Origin of the sequence: Streptomyces sp. NBC_00704 (assembly GCF_036226605.1) — a bacterium.
GTDB lineage: Bacteria > Actinomycetota > Actinomycetes > Streptomycetales > Streptomycetaceae > Streptomyces.
In genome coordinates this window covers 3,143,033-3,159,292 of the sequence record NZ_CP109000.1, presented here as the reverse complement: position 1 = coordinate 3,159,292, position 16,260 = coordinate 3,143,033, and the positions used below count along the sequence as shown (strand labels likewise).

The window sequence follows — 16,260 nt, the reverse complement described above, 5'->3', positions numbered from 1 at the left end:
GGGCGGGACGGCGGGTCAGCGGCGGTCGGCGACGGAACGCGGGCCGGCGGGCCGCGGCACGACGGCACGCGGCCGCCCCGACGCCGCCCCCTGCGCCTCCTGCGGCTCGGCGGCGGACCCGGCGGCCGGCCCGGCCGGCGAACCGCCCGCGGCGGGCGCCGGCACGACCCCCGTCGCCCCCGCCGTCGCCGTCGCCGCAGCCGACGGTGCGGGCCGGCGCTCGGCGAGCGGCGTCACCGGGAGCGGCTCGGGCTCGCCCAGCACCACCCGCCGCACCACGCGCTCGGCGGCGCGGCCGTCGTCGTGCGGGCAGAACCGCTCGCGGAACGCGGCGCGCAGCTGCGCCGAGCGCGAGCCGCGCCAGTGACCGGTGGTGAAGATGTCGACCAGTTCGTCCTCGCTGCGCGCGACCGCGCCCGGCGGGAAGGAGCGCAGGTCGAAGTAGGTGCCGCGGGCCGCCTCGTAGGCCTCCCGGTCGTCGGCGTGCACCACGATCGGGCGGTCCAGGTTGGCGTAGTCGAACATCAGCGACGAGTAGTCGGTGACCAGGGCGTCCGAGGCGAGGCAGAGGTCCTCCACGCTCGGGTGTCCGCTGACGTCGACGATGCCGGGCGCGGGGCGGTCGACGAGCGGGTCCTGCCAGTAGTGGGCGCGGGCCAGGATCACGAAGCGCGGTCCCAGCCGGCGCAGGACGCGCTCCAGGTCGAGCGGGCAGCGCTGGGTGCGGCGGTAGTCGCGGTGGGTGGGCGCGTACAGGACGGCGACCGCGTCGCGGGGGATGCCGAGGGACTCGCGCAGCCGGGCCACGTCCCGCTGCGTCGCCTGCTGGAAGACGTCGTTGCGGGGATAGCCGTACTCGAGGGTCTCGTAGCCGCCCGGATAGACCCGCTCCCAGGTGAGCGTGGTGTGGCGGTTCGCGGACAGGACGTAGTCCCACTTGTCGACGCCCCGCAGCAGCTCGTCGAAGTCCATGCCGCGGGCGGCCGCCGGACGGTCCTGGAGGTCGAGGCCCATGTGCTTGAGGGGAGTGCCGTGCTGGGTCTGGACGAAGACCTGGCCGGGGCGCTTGACCAGCCGACGGTCGAAGTTGACGTTGTTCACCAGGTACTTGGAGCGGGCCAGCGCCGTCCAGTAGGCGGCCGTGCCCGGCCGCACCCGGCGCGGGCCCGGCGGGACGGCGTCCTGGTGCTCGGGGCGGGCGATCCACGCCGTGCGCACCTGCGGCGCCAGGGCGCGGAACGCGGCCTCCAGCGCGCCCGGGTTGCAGCCGTGGCCACGGCCCCAGTACGCGGCGAACACGGCGCGGTCCGCGCGCAGCGGCAGCCGCAGCTGGATGCGGTAGTGGGCCTGGAGCAGGGCCGCCCGCAGGGCGCGGGCGAGTTTCGCGACCGCCTTGTGGGTGCGCCTGCGCAGGGTCATGGACGCCTCCAGCGCCCGGTAGGTGCGGTGCACGCCGAAGTGGACCAGGGTGTGGCGCAGCCGGCCGCGCAGCGAGAGCGACGCGCCGGGGGTGCGGTAACGGCGGTAGTGGGCGCGGGCCTTGCGCAGGAACTCGGCGCGCGAGCCGCGCGGCAGCCGGTCCCGCTTGGTGAACACGGTCGACAGGTGGTCGACCATGCGGCGGAACAACACCGGCCGCCAGCAGGCCAGTTCGGGGCGCTGTTCGATGAAAGCGAAGACCCGGTCGTACTGCTCGAAGACGTCGAAGTGCCCCCGGCTCGTGGTGGACAGGATGTTGCCCCGGCGGCGCTGGCGGTAGTGGACGCAGACCCGGTCCAGGGTGGCCAGCGTGCGCGCCGTCATCAGCGCCGGGTACGTCCACGGCGCGTCCTCGTAGTAGCCGGGCGGGAACCGCAGCCCCGTGCGCTGCACGAACTCCCGCCGGTAGGCCTTGTTCCAGGCCACCATCAGCACCCTGAGCAGTCCGGGGCGGTCCTGGAGCCGGAACGGAGCCGGCCCGTCCTCGGTGAGCTGCCCGGCGAACTTGTTGCGGACGGCCTCGCCCGTCCAGTACGTGCTCGCGTAGTCGTAGACCAGGATGTCCGGCTCGCCCGTCTGCTCCAGCCGGGCGGCGATCGCGCGCAGCGCGTCCGGGGTGAGGGTGTCGTCGGAGTCGAGGAACAGCAGGTAGTCGCCGGTGGCCCGCTCCAGGCCGGCGTTGCGGGCCCGGCCCAGGCCGACGTTCTCCGGCAGGTGCACGGCCCGCACGCGCGTGTCCCGGGCCGCGAACTCGTCGATGATCTCGCCGCAGGCGTCCGGCGAGCTGTCGTCGACGGCGATCAGTTCGAGATCGGTGTACGACTGGGACAGCACCGATTCGAGGCACTCGTGCAGATACGCCTGAACCTTGTACGCGGGGACGATGACACTGAACCTGGGCAAAGCACATCCATGGGTCGGTGCGGGCTGAAGACAGGGCCTTGCCCGGAAACGGCCGATGGAGTGACTTGGTTACGGTTCGCGCGGCATACGGGGGACTCCGGACGAACGGACGGGGGCGGGCCGGCGACCCGGCCCACCCCCCTTCTCCGGTGCCTTGTCGGCTACTTGACGGCGCCCGCCATCACGCCGGACACGAACTGCCGCTGGAACGCGAAGAACACGGCCAGCGGGACCACCATCGAGATGAACGCGCCGGGCGCCAGCACGTCGATGTTGTTGCCGAACTGCCTCACCTGCGTCTGGAGGGCGACCGTGATCGGCTGGCTGTCGGCGTTGGTGAACACCAGCGCGACCAGCATGTCGTTCCACACCCACAGGAACTGGAAGATGCCCAGCGACGCGATCGCCGGACCGCCCAGCGGCATCACGACCCGCGCGAACAGCCGCAGTTCGCCCGCCCCGTCCAGCCGCGCCGCCTCCAGCAGCTCGCGGGGGATCTCCGCGAAGAAGTTGCGCAGCAGGAACACCGCGAACGGCAGTCCGAACCCGACGTGGAACAGGATGACGCCCAGGATGTTCCCGAACAGGCCGATCTTGCCGAACAGTTCGGCGATCGGGATGAGCGCCACCTGCACGGGCACGACCAGCAGCCCGACGACGGCCAGGAACCACCAGTCCCGCCCCGGGAACTCCATCCACGCGAACGCGTAGCCCGCGAGCGAGCCGATGACCACGACCAGCACCGTCGCCGGCACCGTGATGAGCACGGTGTTGACCAGCGAACCGGTGATGTCGCCGTTCTCCAGCAGCTTCTGGTAGCTGTCGAACGTGAGTTGGGAGGGCTTGGAGAACACCTCCCACCAGCCGCTCGCGCTCATGTCCTCGGGAGCGCGCAGCGAGGAGATCAGCAGCCCGACGGTCGGCACCAGCCAGAACAGGCCGACGACGATCAGGAAGGCGCGGACCAGCCCCCCGTTGAGCTTGTTCATGACCCATTCGAGTCGCCCGGTCACCGCCGCACCTCCCGCCGCAGCCTGCGCACGTTGAACCACATCACCGGGATCACCAGGAGCAGCAGGAACACCGCGATGGCGCTGGCGATGCCCGGCTGGTCCTCGGAGAAGCCCTTGCGGTACAGCTCCAGGGCGAGCACGTTGGCGTCGTCCTGCGAGGAGCCCGGCGCGATGATGAACACCAGGTCGAACACCTTCAGCACGTTGATCATCAGCGTGACGGCGACCACCGCGAGGACGGGCGCGAGCAGCGGGACGGTGACCCTGCGGAACACCTGCCACTCGGTGGCGCCGTCGACGCGAGCGGCCTCCAGCAGCTCACGGGGCACGCCCGCCAGGCCGGCCGCGATCAGCACCATCGCGAACCCGGCCCACATCCAGATGTAGGAGCCGATGATCGCCGGGGTGACCAGCGACGGGCCCAGCCAGTCCAGGCCGTTGTACGCCTCCGTGAAGTTGGCGGCGGGCAGCCTCAGTCGCGCCCCGTCCGCCTCGGCGGGCAGTGAGAAGGTGCCGTCGTCGGCGGCCTTCGCCGACGCCACGACCTTGCCGTCCTTCACCGCCTCGATCCGCATGCCGGCGTAGCCCAGTTCGGACGGATCGGGCACCCCGAGGGCGCCGACGCCCTTGCCGCGGGTGAAGTCCTGCCAGGCGGTGCCGGTGACCGCGCCCTGCTCGGGCCGTGCCTTCACGGCCTTGTCCGCGCCGTCGGGCATCTGGTCCGGGGGCACGCCGACCAGGGGCAGGGAGACCGGGACGCCGGCCCGGACGGGTGCCTTGGTGATGAAGCCGCCGCCGTCGGCCGTGAGCGGGGAGTCGCGGCCCGGGTGGGCCTTGGGGAACGCCGACGCCTCGGCGAACGTGTCGTGCACGCCCACCCAGACCGCGTTGGCGACGCCCTTGTCCGGGTCCTGGTCGTAGACCAGCCGGAAGATGATGCCGGCGGCGAGCATGGAGATCGCCATCGGCATGAAGACGACCAGCTTGAACGCGGTGCCCCAGCGCACCCGTTCGGTGAGCACCGCGAAGATCAGACCGAGCGCGGTCGCGACCGTCGGCGCGAACACCACCCAGATCACGTTGTTCTTCAGGGCGGTGCGGATGCCGTCGTCCGTGAAGAGCGCCCTGTAGTTGTCGACGCCGGCGAAACCGTCGCCGGACTGGTCGTAGAAGCTGCGGACGACCGAGTACCCGATGGGGTAGACCACGAGCGCGCCGAGCAGCACCAGGGCCGGCAGCAGGAACAGCGCTGCCACGGTCTTGCGCGTGCCGGTCACGCTCTTGCGCGTGCGAGGCGGGGCGGGGGCCCCGGGAGCCCCCGCCGCCTTGGGCGTCGTCATCGCCGCGTCAGTTCCCGTACGCGGCCGCCGCGTCCGACTCCAGTTTCGCCTGGATGCCGGCCACGTCCGACGGGTTCTTCAGGAAGTCCTGCAGGTCCTTCCACTCGCCCTTGCCGGGCGTGCCGCCGAACGCCTGCGGCGCCTGGTCGGACATGTCGAAGCGGAAGTCGTCGCCGGCCGCGACCAGCGCCTTGGCGATCGTGCGCTGGACGTCGTTGGGGTACACGGAGACGTCGACGTTCTTGTTCGGCGAGAGGTAGCCGCCCAGCTTGGCCTGGATCTGCGCCGCGTCCGGCGAGGCCAGGAACGTGGCCAGCGCCTGCGCTCCCTTGGAGTCCTTCAGGACGACGGCCGCGTCGCCGCCCGAGACCACCGGCGCGGTGGCGCCGACCGTCGGGAACGGGAACACCTTGGCGTCCGTGCCCACCTTGGACTTGGTGTCGGCGATGTTGACCTGCACGAAGTCGCCCTCGTAGACCATGGCCGCCTTCGGCTGGTCGCCGCCGGTGAACGTCTGGGTCACCGAGGCGGGGAACTCGGTCTGCAGCGCGCCGCTCGCGCCGCCCGCGATCCAGTCCTTCTTCCCCCAGACCTGGGCGAGCGTGGTCAGCGCCTCCTTGACGGAGGGGTCCGTCCACTTGATCTTGTGCTGGGCCAGCTGGTCGTACTTCTCCGGGCCCGCCTGGGAGAGGTAGACGTTCTCGAACCAGTCGGTGAGCGTCCAGCCGTCGGCGCCGCCGACCGAGAACGGGGTGACGCCGGAGTCGTACACCGTCTGCGCGGTGGTCAGCAGGTCCTTCCACGTCTTGGGCTCGGACGCGCCCGCGTTCTCGAAGACCTTGGCGTTGTACCAGATCAGCGACTTGTTGGCCGCCTTGTAGTAGACGCCGTACTGCTTGCCGCCGACCTTGCCGATGTCCTGCCAGCCCTGCGAGTAGTTCTTGGCGAGCTGTGCCTGGGCCTCGGCCCCCAGCGGTTTGGCCCAGCCCTTGTCGGCGGCCTGCTTGATGGCGCCGGGCTGCGGCAGCATGGCCACGTCCGGCGGCGAACCGCCCGCGATCTTCGAGCCCAGGAAGTTGATGATCGGGTCCTGCGCGGGCACGAAGGTGATCTTCGCGCCGGTGCGCTTCTCGAACTCGGCGAGCACCTTCTTGAAGTTCGCCTGCTCCGTGCCCGTCCAGACCGCGGCCACCTCCAGCGTGGTGCCGTCCAGCTTGGGCAGGGAGAGCGTGCTGCCGGAGTCCTTGGTCCCCGTGCCGCCGTCGGTGCCGTTGCTCTTGTCGTCGTCGCCGCCGCACGCCGTGAGCGAGAGCGCGAGGGCTCCCGCCAGGACCGTGGCGGCCGCTTTCACGGTCCCGCGTGTGCGGATGGTGCTGCTCGTGCTGCGCATCACTGCCCCGTTCTTCGTTCCTCGTCGAACGTTGAGCGCTGTCCCGTGGCACTGGTCTACGCCGGGTGACCGGGGTCGGCAAGAGCGCCCGCCCTGTCAAGCGGGGGATCGTGACCGCGTCGTGATCGGCGCCGGGGCGTCCCGCTCAGTGGACGCCGGACGGGCTGGGGTGGCGTGCCGCCCGCTCCAGGGCACTGGCCAGCAGCGCCAGGTCGGTGGGCCCGTTGCCCAGTTCCCGTACCGGTCTGCGGGCCGGCGGGTCGCCCATCCGGGCCCACTCCAGGGGGACCACCGTGGGACGCAGGGTCGCCGTGCGGGGGATGCGGCCCGTGACGCGACCGCCCTGGAACGGGGTGAGCCGGCCGTCCGCGCCCCTGAGGCGGCCACGGCCCGGCGCGGGCGCGTCCGGGCCGGACGCGGGAGCCTCCAGCGTGATCCGGACGGTGGAGCGGCGGGCCGGCTCCGACTCCGCCGCACGCCCCCCGGGGCCGCTCGCCGCGACCAGGTGCACGCCGAGCCGCTCGCCCTCGCGGGCCACCGCCTCCAGCGCGCGCATCACCGAACCGGCCGCGGGCCTGCCCGGCGAGCCGAGGGCGGGGGAGACCAGCGCGTCCAGATCGTCGACCACCACGACCAGACGGGGCAGCGGGGGCGTGGCCTCGGCCTGCTGCTGACGGGCCGCCGCCCCCGGACGCAGCCTCAGGGTGGAGCTCGGCGGGGCGTCGAGGTCGGCGGCGCCGCCGACCGCGCCCGCGGCCGGGGCGTGCGGCGCACTCGCGGCGCGCTGGGGCTTGGCGGTGCGCTGCGGCACGATGCGGCCGGAGACCGCGCGGTGCGTGTGCCACTCCGCGAAGTCGGAGCGGCCCAGCAACTCGGCCCGCCGCTTCAGCTCGGCGCTCAGCGACTGCGCGAACTCCCGCATGCGGACCGGGTCGTTGGCGGTGAGATGGGCGGTGACGTGCGGCAGGTCCGTGCAGACCCGCAGTCCGTCGCCGGGAGTGCCGCCGCCCTTGCCGACGGTGTCGCGGCCGTCCAGCAGGATGACGCTCAGCCGTTCCGGCCGCTCGGCGGCGGCCAGCGAGGCGACGACGGCCCGCAGCAGCTCCGTGCGCCCACTGCCGGCCGGTCCCTCGACCAGCAGATGAGGGCCCTCGGCCGCCAGATCCACGCCCACCGGGCCGCGCGGCCCGGCGCCCAGCACGGCCCACGCCCTGCCGCCGAGCGCGTCGGCGTCGTCGGCCGCGTCCGCCCAACGGGCCATCAGGGAGGCGGGGGTGGCCCGGGCGAGACCCAGTTCGTCGAGCAGGCGGGCGGACGGGGGCAGCGGCGCCGACACCCGGGGGTGCCGCTCGACGTCGCCGCCCGCGCCGTCCGGACGCAGCGGCGCGAGGGCCCGCGCGAAGCGTTCGGCCCAGGCGAGGGAGACGGCGTCCACCGCGCCGACCGTGCCGGGGCCCACCGGGCCGGGCCGCTCCGTCCGCGCCCCGGCAGGTGCCACCCGCAACAGCCGCAGCGCCGTCGCCACGTCACCGCTGAGCAGGGCGACCGCCCCGCACGCGCGGAACGTGGGCGCCGCCGCGCAGGCCGCCTCGTACGTCTGCGACACCGGGGAGGAGGGGGAGGCGGCGGGCGTCTCCGCCAGGCAGACGACGTGGACGCCGGCGCGCGGACCGGCCACCGCGAGCCGTGCCACCGCCTCGCGCAGATCCGCGCCGCCCGGGTCGCCGTCCACGACGACCACCGTGTACGGGCCGGGGAAGGCGCCGTCGGCCGAGTCGTCCGCCAGGGCCCAGGAGGGGCGGCGGGCGGCGCCGCTCAGCGCAGGCGCCGGAACGTCGCCGGCCGGGCTGTCGGACAGGCAGTCCTCCAGGCGGCGCAGCAGTTCGTCCGCGCGGGCCGTGGCCTGGTCGCGGTCGTAGGCGAGGAGGAGGCGGCAGTCCTGGCCGTGGCCGGGACGCAACTGGGGCAGCCAGCCCAGCCAGGACCACTCGGCGGTGCGTTCCGCCTCGGACCGCGCGCGGTCCGTGCTGATCAGGACGATCTCCAGCGTCTCGGGGGAGTGCAGCGCGGCGAGCTGGGCGATCACCGCGCGCGCCAGCCCGGCCAGTCGAGGCCGTGGCCCGGCCAGTCCGAGCGCCCCGACCTCGCGCAGACCCGCGGTCACCGGGACGGCGGGCAGCAGGCCCGAGCCGTCCGGCGCGGGCCGGTCGGCCGTGCCCAGCCGCACCGCGAGCGCCTCCGGGTGCCCGGGCCCGCGCTCCCACAGCCGGGGGCCCGGCCCCAGCGCCGTCAGCAGCAGCGCCGCCGGGTCCGGCCAGGTCTCGGGAGCGGCCACGGGCGTGGGCGCGGCGGCCGGCTGCGGCTCGGCTCCGGCCTGCGGCTCCTCGTCGGCCCCGGCGTCCGCGAGGCCGGCCGCCGGGCCGCGGCCGCCGGCCAGCCGCCGCGCCCACGCGGACAGGCCGCCCCCGCGCCTGCGCAGCCCCGGGGGCACGTCGGTGCCGCGCAGCGGGGTGCCCTTGCGGCGGCCGGAACCGCCCGGCCCGTCGTCGAGGCCGTGCTCGGCGGCGCCGCCGTCATGGTCGCCGCCCATCGACGAGGGGCGTGCGTGGGCGGCCGTGTCGTCGGGTGCGCCGTGCGGGCCGCGGACGGCGTCGTCGCCGGTGGCGAAGGAGCCGAGCCCGGCACGGCCCCCGTGGGTCGCCGGCGCGGCCTCGCCCCCCTCGGACGCTCCGCCGGGGGAGACCGCGCCCCGCCCGGACGGGCGGGCCGGACCGGACGGGTGCGCCTCGCCGCCGGGGCGGCTCTCGATGTGCGGGGCCGCGCCCTGGCCCGGCACCACGCCGGACGCGAGGGGCGCGCCCCCGGAGCCCTGCCGACGCGGTTCGGGGACCGCGCCCCGCGCCGCGGGAGCGCCGCTCCAGTCGACCGTGCCCTGGACGTGCGAGGTGGGCCCGGCCGGGCCGGTGGCGCCGGAGGCGGGCCCGGAGGAGCCCTGCGGGCGGCCCGCGGCCGCGCCGCCGCCCGTGCTACCGCCGCCGCCGTCCGGCGTACCCGCGCCGTTCACGCGCGCGGGCGCCCCCTGCGCGCTCTGCTCCGCCGTGCCCCCGCAGGGGACGCGGACATGGCCCTCGCCGTCCGGCGTGGTCGCCACCCGGGGGCCCGGCCCGCCGGGCGGCGCCAGACGCAGCGCCGACTCGCCCACGCGCAGCAGGGCCCCCGGAGCCAGGCGGACGGGACGCTGCCGCACCGGCGCGCCGTCCAGCGTGGTGCCGTTGGTGGAGCCCAGGTCGGCCACCGTGACCCGGCCCTCCGGCGACAGCGTCACCGCGCAGTGCAGACGCGACACGTCCGGGTCGTCGAGCGGCACGTCGGCGTCGGCCGAGCGGCCCACCCGGACCTGCCCGCCGTGCAGCAGATGGACCCCGCCCGCGTCGGGACCGGCCACCACGTGCAGCCGGGCCGGGGCGTCGTCGACCTCGGGATGCGGCTCGGGATCGGCCGGGGCACCCAGGGACAGCACCGCGCCGTCGGTCAGCGGGGGCTCGCCCAGGGTGCAGCGCTGGGCGTCGAGCCGCTCCACGCCCGCGTAGAGCACGACCGCAGCCGAGGACGGGGCCGGTGCGGCGCCCTCCCCGCAGACCGCCGCGGCCAGCGCGGACGACACCGCCGCCAGGGCCGTGCCGGCGGGCGCCGTGACCAGCACGTCGCAGCTCGCGGCGCGGGGCCGGGAATCGGCGGGCGCGCCCGTCGGGTCTACGACGGTCAGCCGGATCTGCATCGCCGTCAGCGGTCCCTTCTGCACGGGCGCGGGCTTCCCCCCACCCCACACGAGCACAGCGGCCAGTACTCCAGGCATCCTCGCACCTGTCACTGACAACGCGCCCCTCTCCCGAGGACAAGTGATCTTGATTGGTCGGCTCTGCCCGCAAAAGTGCCTGCCGGGTGCGTCACCGACGATCAGTTGAGATCGGTCACGTCCGGCCGGGGCAACCGGGAAGACCGGGCCGAGCGTCTTCCCGCGGAGCGAGGGACGACCTCGACGACCGCCCGGTGTCCGCATCCCGGCACTACAGTGGTCGGAACACTGGCGGGACGGACGAGCGGGGCCGAAGGGCCGGCGAGTCCGACGAGCAAGCAGCAGGGAGCGCATGACGTGCGGCCGGTAGGCAGCAAGTACCTGCTCGAGGAGCCACTCGGGCGCGGCGCCACGGGCACCGTCTGGCGAGCCCGCCAGCGGGAGACCGCGGGCGCCGAGGCGGCCGTCGCGGGCCAGCCCGGGGAGACCGTCGCGATCAAGGTCCTCAAGGAGGAGCTCGCGAACGACCCCGACGTCGTGATGCGCTTCCTGCGCGAGCGCTCCGTCCTGCTGCGCCTGACCCACCCCAACATCGTCCGGGTCCGCGACCTGGTCGTCGAGGGCGATCTGCTGGCCCTGGTCATGGACCTCGTCGAAGGCCCCGACCTGCACCGCTACCTGCGCGAGAACGGCCCCTTCACGCCCGTCGCGGCGGCCCTGCTCACCGCCCAGATCGCCGACGCGCTCGCCGCCAGCCACGCCGACGGCGTCGTGCACCGCGACCTGAAGCCGGCCAACGTCCTGCTCAAGCAGGACGGCGGCCAGATGCACCCGCTGCTCACCGACTTCGGCATCGCGCGCCTCGCCGACTCCCCGGGCCTGACCCGCACCAGCGAGTTCGTCGGCACGCCCGCGTACGTCGCCCCGGAGTCCGCCGAGGGCCGCCCGCAGACCTCCGCCGTCGACGTCTACGGCGCCGGCATCCTGATGTACGAGCTGGTCACCGGCCGTCCGCCGTTCTCCGGGGGCTCTGCCCTGGAGGTCCTGCACCAGCACCTGAGCGCCGAGCCGCGCCGCCCCTCCACGGTCCCGGACCCGCTCTGGACGGTCATCCAGCGCTGTCTGAGCAAGAACCCCGACCACCGGCCGAGCGCCGAGAACCTCGCGCGCGGGCTGCGGATCGTCGCCGAGGGCATCGGCGTGCACGCCAACTCCATGCAGATCGCGGCCGCCGACGGCGTCGGCCACCTGCTCGCGCCCGACCCGGCGCCCGCCACCGTGCCGGGCGGCGCCTACGACCCGAACGCCGCGACCAGCGTCCTGCCGCACACGGCGGGCCCCGCGGGCGCCGCCGACCCCACCGCCGTCCTGCCCCGCACGGGCGGTCCGCAGGGGGCCGCCGACCCGACGGCCGTCCTGCCGCCGGTGCCGCCGGGCCAGTACGGCGGACCGGCGCGGCCCCCGGAGCAGCCGCACCCCTGGCAGTCCCAGATGCAGGGCGCCCGCGACCGCAACGAGCAGACCCAGGTCCAGCAGTACCTCGACCCCGACGACGACCCGCTGCGCCGCCGCCCCCAGCGGCCGGTCTCCCGCCCCCAGCAGCAGCCGCAGCAGCCCCGGCAGCAGCCGCAGCAGCAGCCCGGCTACGGATACCCCGGGCAGCAGCCGCATCAGCAGCATCCGCAGCAGCAACAGCGGTACGCGACCCCACAGCCCCAGCAGCCCCAGCCGCAGCGGTACGCGCCGCCGCCCCAGCAGCAGCCGCGGCAGCGGCCCGCGCCGGAGCCCCGGCAGCCGCGCGAGCCCCGGCAGCGCAGCGCCAACCCGATGCGGATCCCGGGCCTGGGCTGTCTGAAGGGCTGCCTGTTCACGATCGTCATCCTGTTCGTGGCCGGCTGGCTGGTCTGGGAGCTGAGCCCGCTGCAGGACTGGATCGGCACGAGCAAGAGCTACTGGCACCTGATCACCGGCTGGATCGGCGACGTCGCCGGCTGGATCGGCGATCTGGCCGACTCGACGGGCGGCTCCACGAACTGACCGCCGGACGCCGGACCGCCCCTGACCACGAGTTTGTTTACTTGTCGACATCTGGCGGGTGATTTCCGTCTCCGCGGTGAAGGTTGGCTCCCGGGACGCGTACTTTGATGGGCAACACGCGTCTGTAGGAGCAGCCTTGGCACGGAAGATCGGCAGCCGGTACACCGCCCACCAGATCCTGGGACGGGGCAGCGCCGGCACGGTGTGGCTGGGCGAGGGACCGGAGGGGCCCGTCGCCGTCAAGCTGCTGCGCGAGGACCTCGCCTCCGACGAGGAGCTCGTGGGCCGCTTCGTGCAGGAGCGCACGGCGCTGCTCGGCCTGGAGCACCCCCATGTCGTCTCCGTGCGCGACCTGGTCGTCGACGGCAACGACCTGGCGCTGGTCATGGACCTGGTCCGGGGCACGGACCTGCGCACCCGCCTCGACCGGGACCGGCGCCTCGCCCCCGAGGCCGCCGTCGCCATCGTCGCGGACGTCGCCGAAGGGCTCGCCGCCGCGCACGCGGCCGGGATCGTGCACCGCGACGTGAAGCCCGAGAACATCCTGCTCGACATGCAGGGACCGCTCGGCCCGGGCGGCTCGCACCGCGCCCTGCTGACGGACTTCGGCGTCGCCAAACTGATCGACACCCCCAAACGGACCCGCGCCACCAAGATCATCGGCACGCCGGACTACCTGGCGCCCGAGATCGTGGAGGGCCTGCCGCCGCGCGCCTCCGTCGACATCTACGCCCTCGCCACCGTCCTGTACGAGCTGCTCGCCGGCTTCACCCCGTTCGGCGGCGGCCACCCGGGCGCGGTGCTGCGCCGCCACGTCACGGAGTCCGTCGCCCCCCTGCCCGGCATCCCGGACGAACTGTGGCAGCTGATCGTGCAGTGCCTGGCCAAGGCGCCGGCCTCCCGGCTGCGCGCCTCCGAGCTGGCGGCGCGGCTGCGCGAGCAGCTGCCGATGCTGGCCGGGATGCCTCCGCTGGACGTCGACGAGCCCGACACCGAGCCGGAGGAGGGCGAGCCCGCCGAGGCCGCCGCCTCCGCGCCGGCCGCCGAGGCGGCCGGCGGGCGGGTGCGGCGCGGCTCGGTCCCGCTGGTGCCGAACGCCAAGCCCGACTCCAACCGGGACACCCACACGTCGATGCGGGTGCCCGCCCCGGACGAGCTGGCCGGCGGCGCGCACGGCACCGCACGGGTGCCCAGGGCGGCGGGCGCGCCGCGTCCGGGGTCGGCACGGAACCGTTCCGCCACCCGGCGCCGCCGGATCACGCTCGGCGTGGCCGCGGCCGCGCTGGCGGCGGCGGTCGGGGTCGGCACGTGGGCGGCCACCTCCGGCGACGACGCGGGCGCGAACCCCCAGGACACGAAGAACTCGGCGCCGACGACACCGTGACGCCCGGCGGGGCGGGCCCCGGACCCTGGGCCGTGCGGGCTCCGGGGCGGTGCCCGGCGCTCCCCGGTTGGCGGAGCCGTTACGCTGGGAGGCGTGGCAGTCGTCGATGTATCCGAAGAGCTCAAGTCCCTCTCCTCGACCATGGAGTCGATCGAGGCCGTTCTGGACCTCGACAAGCTGAGGGCAGACATCGCCGTGCTCGAGGAGCAGGCGGCCGCGCCGTCCCTGTGGGACAACCCGGACGAGGCGCAGAAGATCACCAGCAAGCTGTCCCACCTCCAGGCCGAGGTCAGGAAGGCCGACACACTGCGCGGGCGGATCGACGATCTCGCCGTGCTGTTCGAGATGGCCCAGGAGGAGGACGACCCCGACACCCTCGCGGAGGCCGAGTCCGAGCTCACCTCCGTCAAGAAGGCGCTCGACGAGATGGAAGTGCGCACGCTCCTCAGCGGGGAGTACGACGCCCGTGAGGCGCTCGTCAACATCCGCGCCGAGGCCGGCGGCGTCGACGCGGCCGACTTCGCCGAGAAGCTCCAGCGGATGTACCTGCGCTGGGCGGAGCAGCACGGCTACAAGACCGAGGTCTACGAGACGTCGTACGCCGAAGAGGCCGGCATCAAGTCGACCACCTTCGCCGTGCAGATCCCGTACGCCTACGGCACGCTCTCCGTCGAGCAGGGCACCCACCGCCTCGTGCGGATCTCGCCCTTCGACAACCAGGGCCGCCGTCAGACCTCCTTCGCGGGCGTCGAGGTCCTCCCCGTGGTCGAGCAGACCGACCACATCGAGATCGACGAGTCCGAGCTGCGCGTGGACGTGTACCGCTCCTCCGGCCCCGGCGGCCAGGGCGTCAACACCACCGACTCCGCGGTGCGCCTGACCCACCTGCCCACCGGCATCGTCGTCTCCTGTCAGAACGAGCGGTCGCAGATCCAGAACAAGGCGACCGCCATGAACGTCCTCCAGGCGAAGCTGCTGGAGCGTCAGCGCCAGGAGGAGCGGGCCAGGATGGACGCCCTCAAGGACGGCGGCAGCTCCTGGGGCAACCAGATGCGTTCCTACGTCCTGCACCCCTACCAGATGGTCAAGGACCTGCGCACCGAGTTCGAGGTCGGCAACCCCGAGGCCGTGTTCAACGGTGAGATCGACGGGTTCCTGGAAGCCGGAATTCGCTGGCGCAAGCAGCAGGAGAAGTAGGTTTGTCGACACGGTAACCGCCTCTGATTCAGGGGCGGTTTGCTTTTTACGTCACATTCACAGCACCAACATCGCGCAAAGCGCCCCGACTTGGACATTGCGCCCGCAACGGCCTTGACGCTGCTTCGGAAAATGGGGAGGGTGCGGTGTGGCATGCGTATCTTCGGGGCGCATGTGAACCGGGGGACTTCAGCTGCATCTCAGCTACCCCCGTCGATCACAGCCCCCGAGCGCGGCCTCATCGACGATTCAGCTACTGGGGGTAGCAACCATATGACGAAGAAGACGCGGATCCGGGTCGCGCGCATAGCCGCCGGCGCCGTGATCGCCGCGGGCGCCTCGCTGACGGTCGCCGGGGTCGCCTCGGCCGCCGGTGACGAGGGCGGTCTCAGCGGCCTGGTGTCGACGTCCGGCGGAGACGTCACCCCGCAGACGGGCAAGGAGCCCTGCCCGGTCGGGATCTGCACCGACGGCGGCACAACGGAGGGCACCACCGAGGGCACGACGGAAGGCACCACCGAGGGCACGACGGAAGGCACCACCGAGGGCACCACCGGCTCGACGACCACGTCCACGGGCGGCACCGGCACCACGGGTGAGTCGACCGCGGCGGGCGGCACGGCTTCCGTCGGCGGCACCGCCTCCGTCGGGGGCACCGCCTCCGTCGGGGGCACGGCTTCCGTGGGCGGCACGGCCTCGGTCGGCGGCTCCACCACCACCGGCGGCTCCACCACGACGACCGGCGGTTCGACCACGGGCGGCTCGTCGACGACCACCGGCGGTTCCACCAACGGCGGTTCCACCACGGGCGGTTCGTCCACGACGACCGGCGGCACCGGCACCACCGGCGGCGGCTCCACGACGGGCGGCGGCTCGACGACCGGGGGCGACGACTCCACCGGCGGCTCCGCGACCGGCGGCGGCTCGGTGACCGGTGGTTCCACGACCGGCGGTTCCGGCACCGACACCGACGGCACCTCGACCCAGGAGGTCGGCAGCTCCGCGCTGACGGACACCTCGGACGTGGCCGCCGACAACAGCGCGCAGGGCGGCGGCAAGGAGCTGGCGGAGACCGGCGCCGGCCAGACCACGTTCCTGATCGTCGGCGCCGCGACCATGATCGCCGGCGGCATCGGCTTCCGCGTGCTGCCGCGTCTCGCGGCCGGCCGCGGCGGGGCCGCTGCCTGACGGCAGCCCGTCCGTCACCGTACGTGACGCATGTATGACGCAAACGTGACGGGCCCGGAGCCACTGGCTCCGGGCCCGTCACGCGTATGGCGTGTGCCGTATGCCGTGTGCCGTACAGCGCCGCTCGGGGCCGGCTAGACGGTCTGGTGGGCCAGCAGTGCCAGGGCCGCGACCAGCACCGCCAGCAGCGCGATCAGCGCCATCGGGTTCAGGTTCGCGAGGAAGTTCTCCTGTTGCTGCAGCCGCTCGCGGTTCGCGCGGCACACGGGGCACCGGCCCTCGCTCACGGGCGCAGCGCAGTTAGCGCACACCAGCCGGTCGTACGTCATGCGCCTCGCCCTCCTTGCACCGGTTCCAACGAGACAACGCTTCGGGGAACGGGAACGTTCCCCCTCCACTGTGCCAGGTTCCTGCGGGGGCCGCGCGGCTCACTCGAAGAGCGGGGGAGGCACAAAGCCCCGTACAAAAACGCACAAGCCCCGACCAACCCCTCCCGACGCCTGCGCCGCCCTCCCCGGTTCGCGTATGGTCAC

General features: G+C 74.0%; 10 protein-coding genes. 4 read left to right on the top strand and 6 right to left on the bottom strand.

Annotation, left to right across the window (positions count from 1 at the left end):
* Positions 1-15: 15 nt before the first annotated feature.
* From OG802_RS13815 to OG802_RS13795, 5 genes are all read right to left on the bottom strand, one after another.
* Positions 16-2,382 (bottom strand): bifunctional glycosyltransferase/CDP-glycerol:glycerophosphate glycerophosphotransferase, encoded by a 2,367-nt coding sequence (locus OG802_RS13815; protein WP_329410504.1) that lies wholly within the window; start codon positions 2,380-2,382, stop codon positions 16-18.
* A 161-nt stretch (positions 2,383-2,543) separates the two neighbouring features.
* Entirely contained in the window at positions 2,544-3,371 is an 828-nt protein-coding gene (locus OG802_RS13810) for a carbohydrate ABC transporter permease (RefSeq protein ID WP_329417051.1), read from the bottom strand.
* 20 nt (positions 3,372-3,391) lie between these two features.
* A complete protein-coding gene (locus OG802_RS13805) occupies positions 3,392-4,735 on the bottom strand; it encodes a carbohydrate ABC transporter permease (RefSeq protein WP_443055239.1) in 1,344 nt (447 codons plus the stop codon).
* Positions 4,736-4,742: 7 nt separating this feature from the next.
* A complete protein-coding gene (locus OG802_RS13800; RefSeq protein WP_329410501.1) occupies positions 4,743-6,125 on the bottom strand; it encodes an ABC transporter substrate-binding protein in 1,383 nt (460 codons plus the stop codon).
* 145 nt (positions 6,126-6,270) lie between these two features.
* On the bottom strand, positions 6,271-9,903 hold the full coding sequence (locus OG802_RS13795; protein WP_329417047.1) for an FHA domain-containing protein: 3,633 nt from the start codon (positions 9,901-9,903) through the stop codon (positions 6,271-6,273).
* A 375-nt stretch (positions 9,904-10,278) separates the two neighbouring features.
* Between OG802_RS13795 and OG802_RS13790 the strand changes: the two genes are divergently transcribed.
* The 4 genes from OG802_RS13790 to OG802_RS13775 all read left to right on the top strand — a co-directional run bounded on the left by OG802_RS13790 (position 10,279) and on the right by OG802_RS13775 (position 15,727).
* Positions 10,279-11,958 (top strand): serine/threonine-protein kinase, encoded by a 1,680-nt coding sequence (locus OG802_RS13790; RefSeq protein ID WP_329410499.1) that lies wholly within the window; start codon positions 10,279-10,281, stop codon positions 11,956-11,958.
* A gap of 136 nt (positions 11,959-12,094) precedes the next feature.
* Complete coding sequence (locus tag OG802_RS13785; RefSeq protein WP_329410497.1) at positions 12,095-13,342, top strand: serine/threonine-protein kinase; 1,248 nt, start codon at positions 12,095-12,097, stop codon at positions 13,340-13,342.
* Positions 13,343-13,435: 93 nt separating this feature from the next.
* On the top strand, positions 13,436-14,539 hold the full coding sequence (prfB, locus tag OG802_RS13780; RefSeq protein ID WP_329410495.1) for a peptide chain release factor 2: 1,104 nt from the start codon (positions 13,436-13,438) through the stop codon (positions 14,537-14,539).
* Positions 14,540-14,812: 273 nt separating this feature from the next.
* Positions 14,813-15,727 carry a hypothetical protein gene (locus OG802_RS13775; protein ID WP_329410493.1) on the top strand — a complete coding sequence of 305 codons (915 nt, stop codon included), beginning with the start codon at positions 14,813-14,815 and terminating at the stop codon, positions 15,725-15,727.
* Positions 15,728-15,861: 134 nt separating this feature from the next.
* Here the strand turns inward: OG802_RS13775 and OG802_RS13770 are convergent, their stop codons facing one another.
* Positions 15,862-16,056, bottom strand: a complete 195-nt coding sequence (locus tag OG802_RS13770; RefSeq protein ID WP_329410491.1) for a hypothetical protein — start codon at positions 16,054-16,056, stop codon at positions 15,862-15,864.
* Positions 16,057-16,260 lie beyond the last annotated feature (204 nt).

Coding starts and splice junctions, on each gene's coding strand:
- OG802_RS13770 (WP_329410491.1), bottom strand. CDS start 16,056: ATGACGTACGACCGGCTGGTGTGCGCTAACTGCGCTGCGCCCGTGAGC.
- OG802_RS13795 (WP_329417047.1), bottom strand. CDS start 9,903: ATGCAGATCCGGCTGACCGTCGTAGACCCGACGGGCGCGCCCGCCGAT.
- OG802_RS13775 (WP_329410493.1), top strand. CDS start 14,813: ATGACGAAGAAGACGCGGATCCGGGTCGCGCGCATAGCCGCCGGCGCC.
- OG802_RS13800 (WP_329410501.1), bottom strand. CDS start 6,125: ATGCGCAGCACGAGCAGCACCATCCGCACACGCGGGACCGTGAAAGCG.
- OG802_RS13810 (WP_329417051.1), bottom strand. CDS start 3,371: ATGAACAAGCTCAACGGGGGGCTGGTCCGCGCCTTCCTGATCGTCGTC.
- OG802_RS13805 (WP_443055239.1), bottom strand. CDS start 4,735: ATGACGACGCCCAAGGCGGCGGGGGCTCCCGGGGCCCCCGCCCCGCCT.